The following is a 20,440-nucleotide window of genomic DNA, read 5'->3' as shown; positions in this document are numbered from 1 at the left end:
CGTGGGAGAATGGATACGTGGAGTCGTTCAACGCGCGCCTGCGCGACGAGCTACTGGACGGCGAGATCTTCTACAGCCTGCGTGAGGCCGAGGTGGTGATCGAGAGCTGGCGCCGGCACTACAACACCGTCCGCCCGCACGCTTCGCTCGGCTTCAGGCCGCCAGCACCGGAGGTGTTCATGTCCACCTTCGCCGCCTGGCCCGTGGCGCTACGCCGACCGGCGCCGCCGACCACACAGGTCGTGACGCCCAGGCCAATGTTGAACTAACATTCACGGCGGACCACCCGATGGGGGCCGATCACTCGCGCCTGGTTATAACCGTATCTTTGCTAGAAGCAGTTCTGATGACATGCTGCTGTACGTGCCAATCGGGGCGGGCGCTCTATGCGCGCCCGCCGCATACCTTACAGATGTGTTCTACTGGGCGCCTACACCGTCTCCGCCAAAGCCGCCGCAACACTATGGGGCAACCAACGGCTCTCGTGGGATGCCTCGCCGACGTGCCGGATTGCTTCCACAACCTCCTGCGGCGCGAAGTGGTGGACCATGTGCCCGGCGCCCTCGATGATACGCAGCGTGCTACCTGGAACGTGGCTGTGCAGGCGTCTGGCGCCCTTCGGGTAGACTACCTTGTCGCCGTCTCCCGCCATTATGAACACCGGCATCGATAGGTCCTCGTAGTGGCGGCGTAGCCCTAGCGCACCCGGAATCATGAGCGCGCCATCGACAGAGGTTGCCCGGATCTGGGAAGGTCGCAGGGCCATGGCATCAGAGTATTCCGCACGAAAGCGACTTGGGACCGGCGAGGGCGAGAACATGGCCCGCTTGAGTAAGGGCATCAGCACGCGGCCGAGGGGCGGCGAGACCGTGTAGCGCAGGATGTCGCCGACAACCGGGAGTGCTCCAGGCACGACGAGCAGCACATCAGGGCGCACGGTCCAGAAGTAGTAGCCGGATAGAAGAACCAAGCCCGCAGTGTCCGTCGGATGGCATGCTGCCAGCGATAGAGCAACAATCGCGCCCCAGGAGTGGCCAGCTACGACTGGCCGTTCAACGCCCAACTGCTTCAGGGCTTTGTGTAGCAGATCCGCTTGCTGCTTGGCCGTCCAGGCGCGTCCTCGCGGACGCTCGCTATGACCGAAGCCGGGGCGGTCGAAAACCACGACCCGATGGCCGCGCTCCAGTAGCAGGTCGGCGACTCCGCTAGTGCCCCAGTCACCACTGGTCACTGCATTGCCGTGCACCAGCACCACCGGCGGCCCGGAACCCTGGTCGGTGTAGTGCAGGCGTACGCCATCTACCCTGATAAACCTGCCCTGCGGCGGGTGCTTCCGCTCAGCCCGCCGTGTGACAACGGAGTTTGCCACTGCAAGTCCAGCGAGGGCTGCGGCGCCGACGAGTAATGTGCGGCCTGTCACGAACGTCCTGGTTGCTGAAGAGCTTCTCACAGCTGTCCTTTCCCAAAATCAGTGGAGCCCGCTGGAGCTCACATCATGGCTGCGCATAGCCAACAAAATGCTGCACTGCAACATGGTGTCAACGGTTCTGGATCTGGGTGGTTTCGTTGGTGACAGAGACGCGCTCTGGCTGACCCCGAGCTGAACACCACCTATGGGATAGGGCGTTCACTGTGGACCTCGCCATCGTCGAGACGTTTTACTAATTCGGAATGATTGTGCTTCGCCTCGAACCCGGCTTCCAGGACGAAGCAACTTGGGTGCGGGACGTGGAAAAGGCCCGAGGGTTAGCGACAAGCTATGAGCATGCAGAGCCCTCGGTGCTGCCGAGCGAGGCGCTGTTCATCGATACCATCGAGGCGGCGGCGACAATACTGAGCGGCGGCAATGCGGCAAAGCCAGCGGCACGCCGACGTCAGCAAACCCAAGCCAGCAGGGGCGGGCGATACGAGCAGCATGTCAAAGTGATGGATGCTTCGGAAATCCGGCTGGCTGAGGTGATTGCAGTGTTACGAGCACCAGCGGGAGCGGGAGCCAGGGACGCTCAAATGCGGAGGCGTGCATTTGCCATAGTGGCAAGGTTGTTGCCGAACCAAGAGTCTCTGCTGCTCATGCTGGAGCAGGACCAGGAGCGGGCCATCCGTGAGCTGACTCTCGAACTGGAGACGCTTGGTCAGACCATGGAGGCCAAAGCTACCCAGGAACTCGATGGTGCTGAATCGACAACAGAGGACCAAGAAAGGTTTGCCAAGCTAGCCAATACGTTAGTCTGCAAGGCGGGTGGCGCCTTCACACTGGTGGAAGCGGCCGAAGCTTTGCAGATTTCCGAACGAGCCATGCAACAGCGGCTCTTGGCTGGCATGGTTTTGGGGGTAATTTTGACCTGCGAGACGCTCCTTCCGAAGCTTCAGTTCACCGAAGCTGACGGCACCGGCAGGCTCATTGCCTTGCATGGCATCGACCGAGTCGTTGAGTCATTTCACACCGCCAAGGCTGGATCGTGGTCTGCCCTCCAGTTCCTGCTTGAACCCGACCCCAATCTGGCGACGGCACCGATTGAGGCGTTGCGTACCGGGCAGGTGGCCGCAGTCAAGCACGCGGCGCGGGCCTTTCTCAGGTTGGACGAGGAGTAGCAAAGCCTCGCGGGCTGCCGAAGGCCGAACTGCGCCATTCTCGCGTTATCAGAACGGAGGCATTGCTGGTGGGCAGCGATATCGTTCGTATCCACCGACCTCATCCGTTCACGGCATCAAGCCCTCAGCTCAGGCACGCTTCCCCGATGCGACTTGAGGTAGCTCGGCATTAGCAGAGCAGGCGATGCTCAGCGCCAGCCAACGGCCGGTACCTTGCGTACACGCCCGTAAATGTCTTCCAGAGAGGCCAATTTCTCTTCCCATACATCATCGATGAGGTCTCGGTTTGTCATGACCCAGGCCGAGACACGCTCGAAATCTCGCTCAGAAATGCCACCAATTACCTGCATGACGATGGGTTCCAGCGCTAAAACGGTCAGCCGTTCGGGGCGGAACTGAGCATCAGGGGTAACACCCACCACGATGTCACGGTCACCATTGGCCTGTCGAAGCCAGACAACTTGGTTCAATCCGGTAAGGCGCGGCTGGAGGCTGACCGGCCCTAGTGCAGATCGAGCGGGAGTACCAGTCGTGGCATGGCTGACGTGCGGGCGCGCCTGTGGCTCTGGGTCAACATCCCGTTCCACTGGGTTTCCAGCATGCGGCGCTGTCGGCTGCGGCCGAACAGGTTCATTTGAGAGTTCGGCGCCGGGCGATTGGACGGGAGCGGTCGTCTGGTCGTTCTGCGGAGTTGGGTGGGGGTTCGCTTCAGTCTCCTCTGAGTCGACCGAACGAAGGCTGACCCCATCGTCATCGACAGCGATGGCGATTGAGAGGTCGACCGAGAAAACCTGGTGCAGAGCATCTTCGAAAACAGACCTAAAAGCATCGCTGTTTTGCCTATCAGTACCGAACCTGCTCTGTAGGTCTTGCCAAGTGGCTGAGACGATTTGACCTGCTGCCACATGGGCCAGGGCATGCCGGATCCACGCATAAGCGTCCATCGCCGCTGGGGAGTTCGCCAACTCCGTCAGGATGCGGCAGTCCAGCGGAATAGCGTTCTCGATTAGGCTCGAATGAAAACGGGCATTCAGCCGAAGGTTCGGATGCCAGCCGTTCGCGCTTATGCGCGGCTTGCTCCGTGCGTCGAGCAGAGTCAGCTCTGGTCCGCCGTTGAGGGCCACCGTGACCTTCGCTGATACGAGGCGCGCGAGCTGATTGCCAATCGTATCCAAAGTTGTCTGGTCGACAATAATCCCAATCCTGGATGCCAGCACAGCAGCACTTGGTCCAAGGTTTATCGCGGGGGTACAGCTTTTTACGGCAGCATCGCAGATGCACATAGCAAGCAGCCGAAGAAAACTGCCGCTTGGTGCTACGGTGTCGTCGGAGCCAGGGATAATAGTAACTGCCGCCGTCTCGACCTGGCGGTGCCAGTTACCTTTGAGAGGGCTAGGCGGCAACGCCAGCTGACAGAGTGCAGCATGGTGCCACAACACATGCTCATCAGAAGGTACGGCTGCGACGTTGGCCGCCAGAGAGCGCGGCTTAGAAATCTGTGTCATGCGTGGTGTAACTCGTACTGCACTGGGGTGATTGGGTGCGGTCCCGCTACACACCGAAACAGAAAACAGGGGAACGCAGTCACCATTTTACCAAATGGCGGCTCATCCATGCTTCTGCAAGCATGTCGGTATTCGATGAGGTGGAACTGGTCTCGCTTGCCTTCCCGCCCTGGACGGCACCCGTCGGCAATTGAGGCGGGCCTGCTGTGGCAGCTCAGGGACGATACCGACTGCATGGCTGCCGCGCGGCGGCCAAGTCTGGTCCATGCGATGCTCGATGATGGTGGCCCGCTGTCTAACATGGGCTGACAGCGATGCTGCTGTTCATGGCAGGGGAGGTGGTAGCGCGGCAGCGAGCAGTGCAGTCCCCCTGCGGGGTAAGCCACGACTCCAGCGCCCTGCGGGCGAGGTTCCTGCGCCCAAGGCGGTCGCAAGCCCCACGCGACGCGATACGGGTCGAGACCAGTGGAGCATCGTACGCATTCTCTGCAAAACCTTTTGGTGCCCGTGATGAACCGGCTCCTGCGAGCGGGTCAGCGATGGCATTGGCCAGCGAGCGACCATTCTGCGGGATGCCGCGCCGGGGATGGGAACCTAGTGGTCCGCACGGTATCATCGAGCGAAAGTCCAGCACCACAGGGTGGTTGTCATGGGAGACGATCCATGCCGAGCTTTCAACCTCTGCCTCGACAGCTCACGACACAGGTGCACACGGAGATGCCGCAGCTGCTGCGCCGCCCCGTGGTGACTGAGTGGTCAAGGACCAACAAGCGCAGTCATCCCGTGGATTGCTTTCTGGAAGGGCCGTGCTTCGACCGTGTGGGCCATCTTTATGTCGCTGACATCCCGCATGGTCGTATACTCCGAATTCCGTCGGAAAGGGAATGAGTTCAAGTCGCCGAGTATGACGGTGAGACGAATGGGTTGGCCCTACATCCAGACGGAAAGCACCTCTGCATTGCCGATTACAAGCAGGGTCTCCTCACCCTCGACTTGGCGACAGGCGCAGTCAGTCCGCTGCTCACCCGCCGCGACAGTGAGCGCTTCAAGGGACCGAACGACCTCGTCTTCGCATCGAACGGGGACCTTTACTTCGCCGCTCAGGGACAAAGCGGCCTGCACGACCCTACGGGTCGCGTGGACCGGCTGCGCCCCACCGGTCAGCTCGACCTGCTGCTCTCCAACGGCCCCAGCCCGAACGGCTTGGCGCTATCCCGGGATGAGGACGTGCTTTTCGTGGCCATGACGCGCGACAATGCCGTCTAGCGCCTGCCATTGCTGCCGGACGGCAGCACCGCCAAGGTAGGACGCTTTGCCTTCTTCCACGGTACCAGCAGCCCGGACGGGTTGGCCATGGACCTCTCGAGCAATCTTCTGGTAGCCCACGCCTCGCTCGGGTCGGTCTTCGCCGTGTCCCCACAGGGCGAGTCCATGGCGCGGATCCGATCCTGCAAAGGGGCGACTACCACCAACCTTGCTTTCGGGCCGGATGAGAAAACAGTTTACATCACGGAGTCCGAGACGGGTTCCATCCTGACGATGAATTGGGATGCCGCCTCGGAGCGATAGTTGGGTAGCATCCGGATGCCACTGCCATGCCAACGCAGAAGGCACCAACACCATCTCCATTGCCAGACCGTGGACAACGAAGCGAAGCCTAGTGAGAATGTATGCTTCGGTCGACCTCGCTGCATCGGTGGCCTGCTTTCTCCTGCACTAGCCCGCCCCCCATATCCCAAGCTCACCTTAAATCCCAGGGTTGGGCCTGGGCCGAGCACGAAGCCGATATATCGAATCCAAGCAGATGCTAAGGGTCGCCCCAGCACGTAAGCAGAGAGTGCGATGCCGCCGGTGAGCATGGGCATGGGCATGAACCGGAAGCCGAACTCTCTTACTGAAAGAACGTAATGCCGATTACGCGACCCTTCAGCGTATGAGGCGTTGCTTTGTCACCTGTCAGGCGGAGGCACTCGCTGGAACCCTTCTTTGTTGGCACGGCTGGCTGGGGCATCCCAAAACAGTATGCTGGAGCCTTCCCTGGAGAAGGCAGCCACCTAGAGCGCTATGCGCGGACTCTCGGAGCCGTGGAGATCAACTCGTCTTTTTACCGTCCCCATCGCCCGTCGACCTACGAGCGCTGGGCTGCAAGCGTGCCGACCGGCTTCCAGTTCTCGGTCAAACTGCCCCAGGAAATCACGCACACTCGTCGGCTTGTCGACTTAGTGGAGCCATTGGCCCGCTTCCTCGGGGAGGTACGAGCGCTTGGTCCCGCGTTAGGTCCCTTGTTAGTGCAGCTTCCGCCCAGCCTGCGCTTTGAGCGGGCCATAGCCGATCGGTTCCTTGGCGATTTCCGCGAGAAGTTCGATGGGCAACTCGCCTGCGAGCCGCGTCACGAAACATGGTTCAGCGATGTCGCAGATGCAGTGCTAAGGAACCACCATGTCGCACGGGTTGCTGCTGATCCGGCAGTGGTGCCTCAAGCCGCACAGCCAGGCGGTTGGCTGGGACTCGTCTGTATCCGCCTGCACGGCTCCCCGAAGGTCTACTACTCCGCCTACGCTCCTGAGACAGTCGCAGCCACAGCCGAACGCTTACGTACCGCTCCTTCGGAGGCTGAGAACCGCTGGTGTATTTTCGACAACACCGCCCTTGGCGAAGCTACGGCGCAGGCGCTGGACCTCTTCCGGCAGCTGCAGTGAGAGTGGGACGTCGAACACGATTCCCAAACCGCCATGTGCAATCCCGGAGGGTGTTCCTGTAGGTGAAACGGCGCCCTGTTACCTGTAAGTGTCCGGTCGAGGAAACGCAACATAGGTCAGCCGCTTGGTTTGGTTGTATCCCACTCCCTCAATCTCCGGGAAGGATGGCCCAAACTATAGGGCGAGGCAGGGCTACGATCTGTGGCTCGGACCTTCACCCAGCTATACGGCCGACCTTTCCTCCGCCCCACAGTTGATTGAGACATCCCGCAAGCGGACGGTATCCGCCGATGGGGTGCACGATGACGACAGAGACAGTGGACGCGGCCGGTCCTGGCCGGGGTGGTCGGATGTCGCGGCAGCGCAAGCGAGATGCGGTGTTGCGGCTGCTCCGCGGCGAGGACCAGGAGACGGTCTCGCGGGCACTGGGGGTCACGGCCGCAACACTGAGCGGCTGGCGCGACGCCTTCCTGGCGGGTGGTGAGGCGAGCTTGGCCACGCGACCTGCTGACGGCGAGGCACTGGAGAGCGAGCGGCTCAAGGCGCGGCTGGGTGAGATGCTGCTCGAACGGGAGCTGCTGGAGGCTAAAGTCGCAGCCCTGGAGGGCGGTCGCCCTTTGGTTCGGCGGAGGTCACGGCCATGAGCCTGACCGTCTCGCCGAGCAGCGGCAGACCCTATGGCCTGGCCCGGGTGTGTCGGGTCTGGCAGGCAGCCCGGGCCACGGTCTACCGCCATCGTCTGCCACCCCGGACGGAACCGCCCAGGCGATCTGGGCCGGTCGGGCCGATGCCTGATGCGGCGCTGCTGGAGGCGTTCCGGGCCGTCCTCGCGGCAAGCCCCTTCCATGGCGAGGGGCACCGCAAGGTTTGGGCAAGGCTGCGCCTGCAGGGTGTTCGGACCTCCCGCCGCCGGGTGCTGCGACTGATGCGAGAGCACGACCTGCTCGCCCCGTCCCGGGTCGGCAGGCCGCGTGGGCCACGCAACCACGACGGCACCATCCTCCCTGACACGGTGGACATCATGTGGGGCACGGACATGACCACCACTTGGACCGGCCAGGGCCAGGCGGCGGTGTTCGTCGCCGTCGATCACCACAGCGCCGGGTGCGTCGGCATCCATGCCGCCCGGCGCGGCACCCGCTTCGAGGCCCTCGAGCCCCTGAGGCAGGGCGTGCGCCAGCATTTCGGCGGCTTCGCCGAGGGCATCGCGGCGGCACTCTCGCTGCGCCACGACCACGGCAGCCAGTACATGTCCGACGCCTTCCAGGGCGAGCTGACGTTCCTCGGCGTCGAGAGCTCGCCCGCCTTCGTGCGGGCACCTGAGGGGAACGGATGCGCCGAACGCTTCATCCGTACCCTGAAGGAGAACCTTCTGTGGGTCCGGACCTTCGACACCGTCGAGCAGCTCCGCCAAGCCCTGCTCGAGTTCAGGCGCACCTACAACTCGACATGGCTGATCGAGCGCCACGGCTTCAGAACACCGGACGCCGTCCGCCAGGGTCAGCTTTCACCCGCGGCTCTCGCCGCATAGGCTTCACTCAGGTGTCTCAACAACCGAGCGCGGTACACCTTCACCAACCGCGTTGATAGCCGTAGCCAACGCCGTATCCGCCATACTGCTGCTCGCGCTGCGCATGCCGCCATGCCCGCCGCGCTTCGCGCTCTTGCTCGATCCGCCATGCCTCACGCTGCGCTGCTTCGGCAATACGAGCTTCGTCTCGCTGCGCACGCCACTGCCGCCACTGGCGGCGGCGTTCCCAGCCGTCATCGGACTGGTGCGGACCGGAGCCCCAGTACTGGACCGATTGAGCCATTCCAAGCGGGGCAGCCTGTGCGGTCGAGGCAGGAGACGCAGAAGCGCTGACCGGAACTGAGGCGGATAGGCCCAACGCAACTACGGCAAACACTGTGCTGGCAGTCTTGGACACGGGAACCTCCTTTGGGTGCTCCTCAGTGCGGGTTTGTAAAAACTCGACGTGTCGGCGTTCTGTCCACACCACGGCATCATCATGGCACCGCCAACTATCGCACGATTTCCGCCTGTGCCCATGTTACGCAGATCGGCCGTCAAGGCGGGGTAGGCGTACCACGTCCTGCCGTCGAACTGCCTCCAGCGCGCCATGTCTTCGTCTTAGTCGTCCGGTCCAGTCAACTTGTTTAAGCTGCGGCACCACGGCCGTTGATATCGGGGGACATCGGAGACAATGGCGAACGCACAAACGATCGACTCCCTTCGCGGCATCGCTGCGTCGGCCCGGCTTCGGCACAAGGGCGACCGTCGGGACGGGCTGCTGGTCTTACAGGCTGCTCTGCGGCGCTATGCCGCAACCTTTGAAGAAGCGCCTGCCGAGTTTGCTGCGCGGGTACTGCTTGAGGTCGACACGGCCATGCCACGAGTCGGTCCGGATCCGCTCAATTCAGGGCCAACACGGGAGACCTCACGGATGCTCAGGCGGGCCACAGCGGACCTTTGCTTGCTCCATGGCGACTAAACACAGGCCCCCTTGCGCACATTTGCATCCTTTGAGCGTTCCGATGAGGGTCCTGGCCAGTAGTGCGCCCGGGTATCACGCCGCTGACAGTGGACGGCGCGCAAGTGAACTTCTCTTTTTGCAAGATTTAACACCAACCGACCTGATGAATGACTGCATAGGATAGAGTGCGGGCATTCAGGTTCGAGGGTCTCGCATGCGTAGCGGAGCCGCGGACATCGCGCCCCGCGGCCACTACCCGAGCGGCTTCGCCATCTCGATCGCGTCCAGGGTGCCGAACCGGCTTTCGAAGCGACCGACCTCCTCGTAGCCGAGCGACTGGTAGAACCGCCGCGCGCCATGCGTGCTGAGCAGCGTGACTCTGCCCACACCCCGCGCCCGCAGGTGCCCCTCCATGTGCACGACCAGCGCCTTACTTGCCCCGAGAAAGCGCGCCTCCGGCACCACGTAGTTCAGGACGATCTCACCGCGCCAGGCAACCATGCCTACCGCAGCGAGCCGCCCGTCCTCCCGAACCGCGAGGCAGACCGACCGGTCGGTACTACCAATCCAGCGGCGGAAGTCCCCCAGGGCCATGCTCGCCAACCAACGGGCGAGCACCTGCCGGTCGCCTCGGTAGTCCGCCTGGCACAGTTCGGCGACTGACCGGCGGGCAACCTCTGTCGCCGGGCCTGCATCGTCCTCCTCGGCGCAATGGACCAACATGGAGAGCCTCCGGGAGAAGCGCCCATCCTAACGGGAGCCCTGCCACACATCCTTATGCAGCGTCGGTTTGAGTCGGCACCGGACAATCACCGGGGCGGTTGGTCTAAGGCATGGTCCTGCCACCGTGGGCGGCGCTCACTCTGGCCATGGCCGTGTACGACCCCACCGTCATCGCCGCCAAGGGCGGCGGCATATCGCTTCCCGGCAGGGTAGGTTTCCATCACTTGCAACAGCGCCTCCGGCCAAGGCGTGTGGGTGGAGCACGAAGGACCGCCGTTCTCAGGCCCGCCAGCACTGCGGGGCTTTGGCTTGCGACTCTTGATAGAGTGGGCTGACAATGCAGTCGGGAATGGAGCGGACCTCCGCTTTAAGTCCGAAGAGTGGCGCTCTATGCTACGGCTGCCGCTCCGGAGTGCTTTTCCCGGGCAGAGCGCAAGCCGAAGTGTCTCGGAGTGGCGCCTTCTGCTTTGCGGGAACCTGCTCGACGTGGTTTATGTAAGGGCTGTAGAATCGCGACTTGGTTGACTGGCACCCGGAGATGGCGAGTTAAACCTCGTCAGGCCCGTTATACGGGATCTCACTCCACTGAGGTTTGGCTAAGCCGTCTATCACGCGTCTCGGGTAGCGGTTGAGCATGGCGCGACCGACGGCCCAGGCATCCTCCGCAGATCGGTAGTGACGTGTCGAGCACCGAAACGGCTCCGCTCGACCCTCTTCGTGGATTGCCCATATCCAGGGTGTTGGTGGTCTAGCCACACGTTGGGCTTTGACTATGAGTCGCGGCACTGCTCCGCCATTGAGAGGCGGATCCCCTTGCAACTTGCTCATAGTACACCCCGACGCCAGACGTTTCGTCCTTCCACATCAGCGCTCAAAGTAGCGAGAGGTTCAGTGCCTTTGGTGTAATAACGGATGGTCGGGTTGAGGTCGAAGCCGGGTCGCCGCGTGATGGAGCGCCGGATCGAACACATGGGTAGCACGGTGAGGATCCATCGTGGTCGGCCACGGCCAGGGACCGGCAAGGAAATGAAATCAGCCAAACCGGGTTAGGGCCCCCGCCCACAGCCGCGGCCAAGGGCATATCAATGTCGCACTGCACGCCTGCTGGTTCGAACCGCAGGCTGGTTTCGGCCCGCAACTCACCCGCCATTCCCCGTGTCAGCAGGCGGCTGCAAAACCGCGATGCGGTGACAGCGCCTGCACTGGTGGACCGTCCAACCCGGCCCAATGCAAGCGCAGGCGCCTCTCGCCCGCCACCGTCACGATGGCCCATCCAAGCGACACACGGCCGACCGGCAATGACAAGGCACCATAGGCGGCAGCGTTCGCGGCCAACTCATGCAATGCCAAGCCCAACGTCACGGCAGCGCCAGGTCGGAGTCATACCTCGGGACCCTGCAACTGGGCACGTCTCTCCTTGCCTTGAAGGAAGTGGCCCAACTGGGCCTCAGCCAACCCGCGCAACGGGGCGCCGGACCAGTTCCCGTCCACCAGGATCCGATGCACCCGGGACACGGCCAGCAGTCGCGCCACGAAGCATGCGCGCGTGGCCTGCCATCCCACCGCCTTCCCACGGAGGGAACTGCGCTTCCGCGGCATGGTGGCTTGCGCCGACCTTGCCACAGCCCGAGAAGGGCGCCGGGTAACGGCGTTCGGCATCGTGCTGGTGCGGCAGAAGCCGGGCTCGGCTAAGGGTGGCATGTTCATCACCATCGGGGACGAGACCAGCGTGGCCAATCTTATCGTGTGGTCTCCGCTTTCGAAGCGATTTGAGTAAATGGACGGTCTCGCCAGCTCCTGCAAGCCACACGCACCTCTGCACTCGGACAGCGAGGACGTACGGCTTCCGTACGGCATTCTGGAAGACGGCCGCCTGGCCCACGTGTCCGAAGTAGCGTCGGGTCTGGCTTGCGGCTGCCGGTGCCCCGGCTGCGGCGAGCGGCTGGTCGCGCGCAAGGGTGTCCGTAAGGTTCACCACTTCGCCCACCACACGGACCGCGCGTGTGTCGGTGCCTGGGAGACGACATTGCACATCCTGGCCAAGGAGATCGTCCTCGAGGCACGTGAGATCCTACTGCCGAAGGCAATCGCACAGGTCGGCAACCTAAGCGGCGACGTGGCCGCCGCGATAATGTTTCCTTACGACGGAGCCGAGGCTGAGGTTGACATGGGCGACCTGCGCCCGGACGCGGTCGTGACCGGTCGCGGGCGCCAGCTCCTTATCGAGTTCCACGTTAGACACCCTTGCGGGCCGGAGAAGATTGCCAAGCTCCGAAGCCGGAACCTGGCAGCGGTCGAACTCGACCTCTCGCGCGTCCCTAAGCTCCGTTCTCGCGCCGAGCACGCCGAACACATTCTGCATACGGCACCCAGGCACTGGCTCCACAACGCCAAGGTCGCCGCCGAAGAGGCCCGGCTGCGGCTCATCGCCGAGAGGATGGCGGAGGCCGAGCGGCGGCGTAGATACCGGCTCCATGGCCGGATCACCGAGGAGGTGGCGGCGGCGTGGCAGGAGCCAGCCAGACGTGGACACCGGGGCTGGCTGACGCGGGCGGCCGAAGCTGGCTTCGGCGAATTCGCGGGCGTGCCAATGCCCGGCGACCGGTGCTTCGCGTTCGACGCCGCAACATGGCAAGCAGCCTTCCTATTCTACGCCGCAGTCGCCGTCGCAGGCCGGACGTTCACGGCCGAGAATGCGCTCAACTACCTTCAGCGGGAGGGGATGTTGAAGGGGCCGTTCAAGCTCAGGCGGAACTGGGAGCCGGAGTTAGTGGTGCATCTCCGCGAACGAATTGGGGGCTTTCGCTCACCCATCGAGGTCATGGCCGCCTACGCCACCTGGCTCGCCGAGCGCGGCCTGGTGGAGCGAATCCAGAAGGGCTGGCGCGCCGACTACGAGCGTGGATGGGAGGCAAGGGCGAGAATCGACGCCGCCGAGGCTGCCAGGAAGCGGGAAACCGACGTCCGGGCCAAGGTGATCCTGGTGCTCAAAGTGGCACAACTTCCGACGAGGCCTGCCGAGCCGTGGATGGACCGGGTTCTTCCGGGGTTCGGCGGGTCACCGCGCGCCCTGGCCCGGGCGGGCGGTAACTGCTTCGAAAACGTCCTACGGCGCCTCCGTGACTTGGAGAGGATGGCGTGGGCGGGCGGCGATCCAGTTTCAGGGGACCTACTTGGCCTGCCCCTCGAGGGATTGCGGCGGACACGGCAAGCGGAGGCGCACGCCCGGCAAGAGACGCGACGTCGCATCCGTGGGGAGTTCGAGGCGCAGGTCCGGGAGAGACGCCGCAGAGAGTCGTTGGACTTCGTGGATGCATTGCTTGCCGAGGCGGCCTTGTCCATGGGCGAGGTGGACGGGCTTGCCTGGGTCGAGCACGCCGTGCGCGGTGCTGCGGGCACGACCTTCGACGAGGGTCGGCTTGGTCTCGACCGGATGACGCAGGAGCGCATCAAAGGCGCTCTCGACGACGAGCGGCGGCGCATTGAGTCGATCCGGCATGCCACGACAGCTTTCCGTCGTGACGAAGCGGTCATGACCGCAGAAACGGTGCGCTGCCGCCAGGAACTGGAGATTCAAGCGTTGAGGCGCTTCCCAGGTAATGCCGACATGGCCCGGCTATGGCTAAGCACAACGCAGCCTGCCCTAGGGCAGTCGCCTTGGACGCACTCCGTAGACGAAAGACGCCGGGACGAGTGCCTGCGCCTGCTTGATGCGGTGTTGCCCAAGGGAAGGCGAAGATAGGCGCCCGTCGAATTCTAATACATTCTGGACGTCGGGCAGGGCTGGCGTGGGGGGGGAGGGCTGCTATCTGGTGTTTCGCCCTCATTGCCGCTGTGCTGGACTGAGAAGAGATGAGCACCTACGCGGCTGGACCATCCAAGGCTGGCAGTACCCCCCAAGAGGAGGGCACTGGGGCTGATCTGCCCAATGACCGCGCCAACCGGGCTGTTGGACTGAAGGCTTATCTCGATGATGTTGCCGCGCGGGTAAAGGCTGTGCCATCGGCCTGGGTCCGCTGCGAACTGCTTACCCTGAAGCCGGGCGACCGGTTTGTGCGCATGGAGTTCGTCGAGCATGATGTGACCGGCAAGAAAGTCGCGCAGGTCAACGGCGGCTGCTGGCCAGGCGTCTATCGCCGGGTGACCGAGGCGTTCACTGCCCTTGGCCTGCGCCTGGAGGCAGGCTCGAAGGTACTTGTAAAAGTCACCTCCCGCCTCGACGCCAACTACGGGTATTCGGTCGAGATTGAGGACATTGATCCGAGCTACTCGCTTGGCGACCTGAAGGCGAGGGCTGAGGCCATTCGCCGACGGCTCAAAGAGGAAGGGATTTGGGAATGGAACCGCCGCCTCCGCCGACCGAATGATTTTCTCCGTGTAGCAGTTATCTCCCCACCCGGTGCTGCGGGCCTGGGCGATTTCCGGTCCACCGTAGACCGCCTGACGTCGGTTGGCTTGGTCGAGTTCACCTTTGTCGAGGCACCGTTCCAGACCCCCGATGCCGCCGCCCGAATCGTCACCGAGATGCGGAACATCTACCGTTCGCACCAAGCGTCGCCATTCTGCGCCCTTGCCATCATTCGCGGCGGAGGTGCCGCAGCGGACCTTGCCTACCTCGTCGACAACAAGCTGGCCGAAGCGGTGTGCAAGATGCCGATGCCCGTGATGACCGGCATCGGTCACGAACGTGACCGAAACCTCATTGACGAGGTTGCCTGCCTCCCACTGGACACGCCCTCCAAGGTGGCGGAGCACATCAGGGGCACCGTCGTGAGTGCCGCCCAAGCGGCGGACGGCGCGATCACCGACATGCATTCGCAGGTGCGGCTCGCTGTCGCGCATGTCGAACGGGGCCTCGCCGCTGTCGGGACCGAGATCGAGCGCGAGGCGCGTGGGGCGCTGGTTTCCGCCGAGCGGACCGTGCGCGGGGCGCTCGATGGCCTGAAGCCCGACGCCCGCGGCTCGTTGGGCGCTGCCAGCAACCTCGTCGCCCAGGCAGAGGCGGCGGCCCTCAGGGCGGCGCGAGCCCGCCGGGACACCGCGCGCGAGGGGCTCGAGGTGGCACGGGCGGACGTCGCTCGCCTTGCTGGAGAGCACCTGCTCGCACATGAGCGCCAAGTGACTCGGGCCTTCGCGGCCGTTGCAGCTGAGCCGCCCCGGCTACTCGACGGAACCGCGCGCGATGTTGCCGATCAGGTGGCAGAGGTGTTGCGCCACGCCACAGCGACCGTCGAGGTGGTGGATCGTGAGGTCGGCCGGGTGTTGACCCTGGCCGAGGCCCTCGACCCTGGCGCGGTCCTCGCAGCCGGGTACGCGGTCCTGCGCGGTGCCGATGGCGCGCCACTGCCATCGGCCGCACTTGTGGCGACCGCAGCAGCCATCCGTGCTGAGATGCGCGACGGCGCCATCATGCTGCAGCCGTTTGGCCCTGCGCCCAGCAAAGCCGAGACAGCGTCCTATAACGGCGTAGCACTTGAGAGGAATGAAGGATGAGCGAGACCCAGGTCACGATTGGGAAGCCCGACGACAAAGTTCCGGAGCGCTTCGAGGACGCCTATCGCGAGCTGCTTGCGATCTCCGCGAAGCTGAAGCCTGCACAGGGCCGCATTCCCGACATCGACCAAATCGAGCCGCTGGTCATACGCGCCAAGCGTTTGGCCGCGTACTGCCAGGAACGCATTGAGAGCGTCCGTCGACTCGTCGACGAGCAGCAGGCGTCGGCCTGAGGGCGGCGGGCATGGTCAGGACGACAACCAGCCGGACATGCGCTCGGCGGATAGCGGCCATGGGAGGAAGGCTATAGCCTCCCGGGGCAGGGATGGACGCACCTCAGCCCTAACGTTCGTATCATCTTTTGCGGGTGCGGGTGCGGAAGGGGCGGCGTTAGAGGGGTACATAATCGGACCTTCGGACTGCATTTCAGTGAGTTGGGTCTGACTACCGAAGCCGAGGACTACCCCGCGCTGCGTCTCAGCCCCGCGTCGCGCTCGGGGCTCGGGACCCGGGATGCCCTCTCTGCCAGCCGAGCTGATCGGACTCTTGCGTGAATGTTCGTCGCTACCGTATCGAGCAGCCCCTCGGTGGCGGTGGAACCACGAGAATTGCAGTAGAAATAAGCTCCCTTTCAGATCACTGGCGCGCTGCACGGACCGAAGCGATCCGCTCGAGACGCGGGGTTTCGTGGAAGCGGGCATGGTGGAGGCGACGGAACTCCGCCCCTACCTGCAGGTGGACCCCGCGGCCTACGACGACGAGCTCGGGTTGGTCGCCTAGTGCCGTCGGCGCGCGGTGCCGGACGACCGATTGGGACGCCCCGCAGCCGCGCGCCGCGGGCTGGTGGCAACGGAGGCGCAATGCTCGTGCCGCTCTGCGGCACGGGCGTTGAAGGTCCGCGCGGGAACCGGCGACGGCATCCCGCGCGTCTCCCGGCTGGGGAGCGGGTAGCAACATCAACAAGAACAGGTAGGCATGTCTGATCCGAGAGACCGGCGACGCCCCCCCATCGTGAGGGAGCAAGTGGTGACGCGGACGACGCGGACGACGCGGACGACGCGCCGCGTGCGGGAGCGCGTAGCACGTTGCAATCCGAGAGGTTTCCGCCGAACGGCGAGCCCACGCCAAGGTGAAGCGATGGGTATATGAACCTGAATATACTTCCCGCCAGACGGCGCTGAACGCGTCGTTGCAAGAACAACTGACCGTGCCGCCCGTCGGGAGAAAGTAAGGAATGGCCAAGACATTGCCACGATTGGTGCTCGGCACCGGGGCGGCGGACTCGCTTTTTGGAGGCGACGGCGAAGATGTCGTTCTCGGCCTGGGCGGGGACGACAGCCTCGACAGCGGCGCCGGACGCGATGTCGTCCTCGGGGGCGCCGGGAAGGATCTGATCTTCGGCGGCGACGGCGGCGACTGGATCCTCGGCGGGGCCGGGAACGATTCGATCATCGGCGACAGGAACAGCACCACCACCGCCCCCGGGCTCGAGCCGGGCACCGGCGACGACAACCTGTTCGGCAACGAGGGCGACGATCTGGTTCAAGGCGGGCGCGGCAACGACCACCTGAGGGGGGGCGAGGGGGCGGACTTCGTCCTCGGGGGCTCGGACTCGGACACCGTCGAGGGCGGGGCCGGGAACGACGTGCTCTACGGCGGTCGTCCGCAGCTCCAAGGCTTCGAATCGGCCGAGCCCCAGGACGGAGCGGATCTGGTCCTCGGCGGGGCTGGCGACGACGACATGGGAGGGGGACGCGGCGACGACGTGCTCCGGGGCGGCACCGGCGACGACACGGTCGCGGGGGGCTACGACGCGGACACGCTCTCCGGCGGGGCTGGAAGCGATCTTTTCGCCTTCGGCACCAGCGGAAGCGACCCCTACCGGAACACGGTGGCCGTCGTCGACACGGGCCTCGGTCCCGAGGCGGACGTCGTGCTCGACTTCCAGCAGGGGCTGGACCGGATCGATCTCTCCGTCCTGAACAGCTTCGTGTTCCGCTTCGTCGCCTCCGGCGACCTCGCCTACAGGTTCGTGGGCCAGCAGGCGTTTTCGGGCGAGGGTCCCGAGGTCCGTTACGACATCGTCGGCGGCCGCACCGTCATCCAACTGGATGGCGTGACGCCGACCTTCGTGTCGCGGCCAACCGAGGACAGCCTCGGCTTCGTCGAGGTGCCGACGGACGGCGTCGCCGACGCCGAGATCGTCCTGGGCGGGGTCTTCCAGCTCACGGAGGGTGACTTCATCCTGTAGCGCTGGCTGCGCCCGGGGACGTCTCTCCCCAATGAGACCCCTCGGGTCCGCCCGCGTAGGATCGTCCATCTACCGTATGCCGGTTGCTCCGGTGAGAACCACTCGCCTGCGAGCTTCGGTAGCGCCTGAAGCGACGCATGAGGCGGTACTGGACGCGGTGCGGAGAGGGCAGGGAGCCGGGTAGGCACCCTGCCGCTCGACGAGAAGCCACGGCAGCATGCCACCCTTACCGCCGGTTCAACTTCAGAGCGGTCACGGCCGCCGATTATGTGTGCTGCACCCTTTGGGCACCCGTCGAGCCTAGCCTCTACACCTTCTCGGCTGCCATCCACTCACAAAGAGTCGGCCGCTCCGGGTCGGGCATCGGGATAGCGGCGTCTAAAGGCACCGCGCCTTTGAGATCCACCTTGACCTCGCGCCAGGCGTTCCAAAGGTCGCACCTGCCCCGAGCGTTGGGCCAGCATGGCGGCGAGGTGCGCCTCGCGGCCGCCAGAGTGTCCCATGTGATTTTGAACCGCGTGGGTATGGCGAAGGACCTCAGAAGTGGAGGAGTGTAAAAGTGATGAAGTTGGTACAAAGCTGATGAAGCGCATAGGACGATGGCTCCTTCGCCTCCTCATGATCGGCGTCGATCCACCGCCACCGACTCGGAATGAATCGCCATTGACGCCCGCTCAAGCTGCGGAGAGGCGGAAGCGAGTGGATGCGGCCATGCAAAAGCAGATTAGCAGCTTCAGCGGCGTCTAAGGCCGAAGCTAGTAAGCTATGGACCGAAGCCGCCGTGCAGACACGGAGGGCCTTTCGCTCGCCATGCGCCGCATGCCATGGCACAACCGGCCCGGGCGACCGGCGGCGGGAGGACAGGACATGTTCAAGGTTGGGCAGACGGTCTACCACCGAGACGGCAAGCGCAGCGGCACGGTCCTCGAGTGCGATGGGGACACCGTCTTCATCGAGCAAGCCAACGGTGCCGAGCTCGACTTCCCGTTCGTCCAGCTATCGACCACGCCTCCTGTGGGTGCCAAGCCGCCGGGTGCGGCCCCCGAGGTTTACACGATGGCCAACCGAACATTGACCGCGGCGGACGTGACGCCGGAGCACGTCAGGGTGCTGGGCCTCGTCCCCGTCCGGACGGTGCAGGCGGTCGCCGCGTTATACGAGCGCAAGCCGGGGGCGGGCCGCTTTGGCGCTCTCGATGCCGCCGCGAAGCTCAACTTCATCGCGGAGGTCACTGCCGTGCCGTATCGCACCATGCGGGAGTACGCGGATCGACCGGGCGAGATGGGTTTGCTCATGGGCAAAGGCCTGGCCGACAGCCAGAGGCGGGCTGGGTGAGGTGCCTCCACGCCCTTGTTCGACCCCTGCCGGGCCGCCGGATGGGCTTCGTGGGTCTGCGCGAGCTACGCGGCGTGTCCATCGACAACACGCTTGCCTGCACGACGGCCGAAGAGGCATTCCGGCCCTCGGACGGGTACGGACGCTCCATGCGGACCGGTAGGCCCTCTTACGAGACCGAAGCCGTAGCCCTGATCGGCGAGGCGATCCGGGGCGGTGCCCAGCCACCTCGGTAACCTGACGATTGCATCTCCAGTAGCGATGGCTGCCATGTTCCGCAGCCGTCGCCCCTCGGGACGATGCACCAAGTGCTCTGGGGCAACGTATCCGCAATCAGGTCTTGAACGGCGGTGACGCTTCTCCGGACATCCTAATTGCACGGTTCATCACTGGCCAGGGCAAAATGCTTCCTTGCATTTCGCCTTACCGCTATCCGCACAAGCGAACAGGCGCAGAGATGTCATCTCACGCGAGCTTGAGGTTCGCTGCCGCCTCCTTGCCGCGCTCACGTACAACTTCGTAGCTGACCTTCTGGCCTTCATCGAGGCCGTTCAGACCCGCTGCCTGCACGGTGGTGATGTGGACGAAGACGTCCTTGCCGCTACCATCCGGCTGAATGAAGCCAAAGCCCTTGGTGGCGTTGAACCACTTCACGCTGCCCGTTGCCATGTCATGCCCTCCCTCAATCTTCGGGAAGGATGCCCGAAACAGAAGAGTGAAGGAAAGTTGCGATTTGTGGCTCTGACCTTCAACCAACTATGCGGCCGACCTTCACCAACCGCGTTGATAGCCGTAGCCAACACCAGATCTGCCATACTGCTGCTCGCGCTGCGCATGCCGCCACGCCCGTCGCGCCTCACGTTCCTGCTCAATCTGCCATGCCTCGCGCTGAGCCGCTTCGGCAATGCGAGCTTCGTCTCGCTGTGCGCGCCACTCCCGCCACTGGCGGCGGCGCTCCCAGCCGTCGTCGGACTGGTACGGACCGGAGCCCCAGTACTGGACCAATTGGGCCATCCTGACTGGGGTAGCCTGTGCGGCCGAGGCCGGAGCCGCGGAGGCGCTGACCGGAACCGAGGCGGATAAGCCCAATGCAATTATGGCAATCACCATGCTAGCGGTCTTGGACACAAGAACCTCCCCTGGATGCTCCTCAATGTAGACTTGTAGAAGCTTGGCATGTCGGCCTTCCGTTCGCATCGCGGCATTATCGTGGCACCACCAGCTTTTGCACTATCCCGGCCCTTGCCTGCGCATTCCTGATCGGCAACCAAGGCAACGAATCGCGCTGGCTTGAACCGCTCTGGGTTTGCCGGAGGCTTCAAACCTTGAGAGGTTGGAGCCATGACGAAGAAGACGTTGAACCGATTT

Annotated in this window: 16 protein-coding genes and 2 pseudogenes; 11 read left to right on the top strand and 7 right to left on the bottom strand. The window is 64.1% G+C overall.

Going from position 1 to position 20,440, the window contains the following annotated elements:
* A partial coding sequence (locus JMJ56_RS29985) for an integrase core domain-containing protein (RefSeq protein WP_202835421.1) occupies positions 1-269 on the top strand: 269 nt, incomplete at its 5' end.
* A gap of 161 nt (positions 270-430) precedes the next feature.
* Here JMJ56_RS29985 and JMJ56_RS29980 read toward each other — a convergent pair.
* Entirely contained in the window at positions 431-1,420 is a 990-nt protein-coding gene (locus JMJ56_RS29980) for an alpha/beta fold hydrolase (RefSeq protein WP_202835420.1), read from the bottom strand.
* Positions 1,421-1,677: 257 nt separating this feature from the next.
* Here JMJ56_RS29980 and JMJ56_RS29975 point away from each other — a divergent pair, with 257 nt between their 5' ends.
* Entirely contained in the window at positions 1,678-2,592 is a 915-nt protein-coding gene (locus JMJ56_RS29975; RefSeq protein ID WP_202835419.1) for a hypothetical protein, read from the top strand.
* Between the two features lie 188 nt (positions 2,593-2,780).
* On the opposite strand, the gene JMJ56_RS29970 is transcribed toward JMJ56_RS29975, so the two are convergent.
* The gene (locus tag JMJ56_RS29970; RefSeq protein WP_202835418.1) at positions 2,781-4,097 is read right to left on the bottom strand and encodes a replication protein RepA; all 1,317 of its coding nucleotides are present in this window, start codon (positions 4,095-4,097) and stop codon (positions 2,781-2,783) included.
* A gap of 924 nt (positions 4,098-5,021) precedes the next feature.
* On the opposite strand from JMJ56_RS29970, the pseudogene JMJ56_RS29965 reads away from it, so the two are divergent.
* From JMJ56_RS29965 to JMJ56_RS29955, 3 genes and pseudogenes are all read left to right on the top strand, one after another.
* A pseudogene (locus JMJ56_RS29965) lies at positions 5,022-5,666 on the top strand (SMP-30/gluconolactonase/LRE family protein).
* Between the two features lie 377 nt (positions 5,667-6,043).
* A complete protein-coding gene (locus JMJ56_RS29960) occupies positions 6,044-6,796 on the top strand; it encodes a DUF72 domain-containing protein (RefSeq protein WP_236038847.1) in 753 nt (250 codons plus the stop codon).
* Between the two features lie 302 nt (positions 6,797-7,098).
* Positions 7,099-8,327: pseudogene (locus tag JMJ56_RS29955) on the top strand (IS3 family transposase).
* Positions 8,328-8,367: 40 nt separating this feature from the next.
* Here the strand turns inward: JMJ56_RS29955 and JMJ56_RS29950 are convergent.
* The 3 genes from JMJ56_RS29950 to JMJ56_RS35770 form a co-directional block, all read right to left on the bottom strand.
* Positions 8,368-8,610: a hypothetical protein gene (locus JMJ56_RS29950; protein ID WP_202835417.1), complete on the bottom strand. Its 243-nt coding sequence runs from the start codon at positions 8,608-8,610 to the stop codon at positions 8,368-8,370.
* 912 nt (positions 8,611-9,522) lie between these two features.
* Positions 9,523-9,993: a GNAT family N-acetyltransferase gene (locus tag JMJ56_RS29945; protein ID WP_202835416.1), complete on the bottom strand. Its 471-nt coding sequence runs from the start codon at positions 9,991-9,993 to the stop codon at positions 9,523-9,525.
* Between the two features lie 1,380 nt (positions 9,994-11,373).
* Positions 11,374-11,592, bottom strand: a complete 219-nt coding sequence (locus JMJ56_RS35770) for an HWE histidine kinase domain-containing protein (RefSeq protein WP_407927970.1) — start codon at positions 11,590-11,592, stop codon at positions 11,374-11,376.
* On the opposite strand from JMJ56_RS35770, the gene JMJ56_RS29935 reads away from it, so the two are divergent.
* The 6 genes from JMJ56_RS29935 to JMJ56_RS29910 all read left to right on the top strand — a co-directional run bounded on the left by JMJ56_RS29935 (position 11,540) and on the right by JMJ56_RS29910 (position 19,072).
* Positions 11,540-11,770: a hypothetical protein gene (locus JMJ56_RS29935; protein WP_202835414.1), complete on the top strand. Its 231-nt coding sequence runs from the start codon at positions 11,540-11,542 to the stop codon at positions 11,768-11,770. The two genes, JMJ56_RS35770 and JMJ56_RS29935, sit on opposite strands and share 53 nt — an antisense overlap.
* 249 nt (positions 11,771-12,019) lie before the next feature.
* On the top strand, positions 12,020-13,735 hold the full coding sequence (locus JMJ56_RS29930; RefSeq protein ID WP_202835413.1) for a hypothetical protein: 1,716 nt from the start codon (positions 12,020-12,022) through the stop codon (positions 13,733-13,735).
* A gap of 110 nt (positions 13,736-13,845) precedes the next feature.
* Complete coding sequence (locus tag JMJ56_RS29925) at positions 13,846-15,486, top strand: exodeoxyribonuclease VII large subunit (protein WP_202835412.1); 1,641 nt, start codon at positions 13,846-13,848, stop codon at positions 15,484-15,486.
* Positions 15,483-15,719, top strand: coding sequence for a hypothetical protein (locus JMJ56_RS29920; RefSeq protein WP_202835411.1), 237 nt, complete (start codon positions 15,483-15,485; stop codon positions 15,717-15,719). The genes JMJ56_RS29925 and JMJ56_RS29920 overlap by 4 nt, the downstream gene beginning before the upstream one ends.
* Before the next feature lie 1,001 nt (positions 15,720-16,720).
* The gene (locus JMJ56_RS29915; protein WP_202835410.1) at positions 16,721-17,737 is read left to right on the top strand and encodes a calcium-binding protein; all 1,017 of its coding nucleotides are present in this window, start codon (positions 16,721-16,723) and stop codon (positions 17,735-17,737) included.
* Positions 17,738-18,604: 867 nt separating this feature from the next.
* On the top strand, positions 18,605-19,072 hold the full coding sequence (locus JMJ56_RS29910) for a hypothetical protein (protein WP_202835409.1): 468 nt from the start codon (positions 18,605-18,607) through the stop codon (positions 19,070-19,072).
* A 465-nt stretch (positions 19,073-19,537) separates the two neighbouring features.
* Here the strand turns inward: JMJ56_RS29910 and JMJ56_RS29905 are convergent, their stop codons facing one another.
* Positions 19,538-19,741: a cold-shock protein gene (locus tag JMJ56_RS29905; protein ID WP_202835408.1), complete on the bottom strand. Its 204-nt coding sequence runs from the start codon at positions 19,739-19,741 to the stop codon at positions 19,538-19,540.
* Between the two features lie 102 nt (positions 19,742-19,843).
* Positions 19,844-20,077 carry a hypothetical protein gene (locus JMJ56_RS29900; RefSeq protein WP_236038845.1) on the bottom strand — a complete coding sequence of 78 codons (234 nt, stop codon included), beginning with the start codon at positions 20,075-20,077 and terminating at the stop codon, positions 19,844-19,846.
* Positions 20,078-20,440: the final 363 nt, after the last annotated feature.

The sequence above is a fragment of the Belnapia arida genome (assembly GCF_016773205.1).
Classification (GTDB): Bacteria; Pseudomonadota; Alphaproteobacteria; order Acetobacterales; family Acetobacteraceae; genus Belnapia; species Belnapia arida.
Note: the sequence above shows the minus strand (reverse complement) of the source record. Positions and strands in the feature narration are given on the sequence as shown.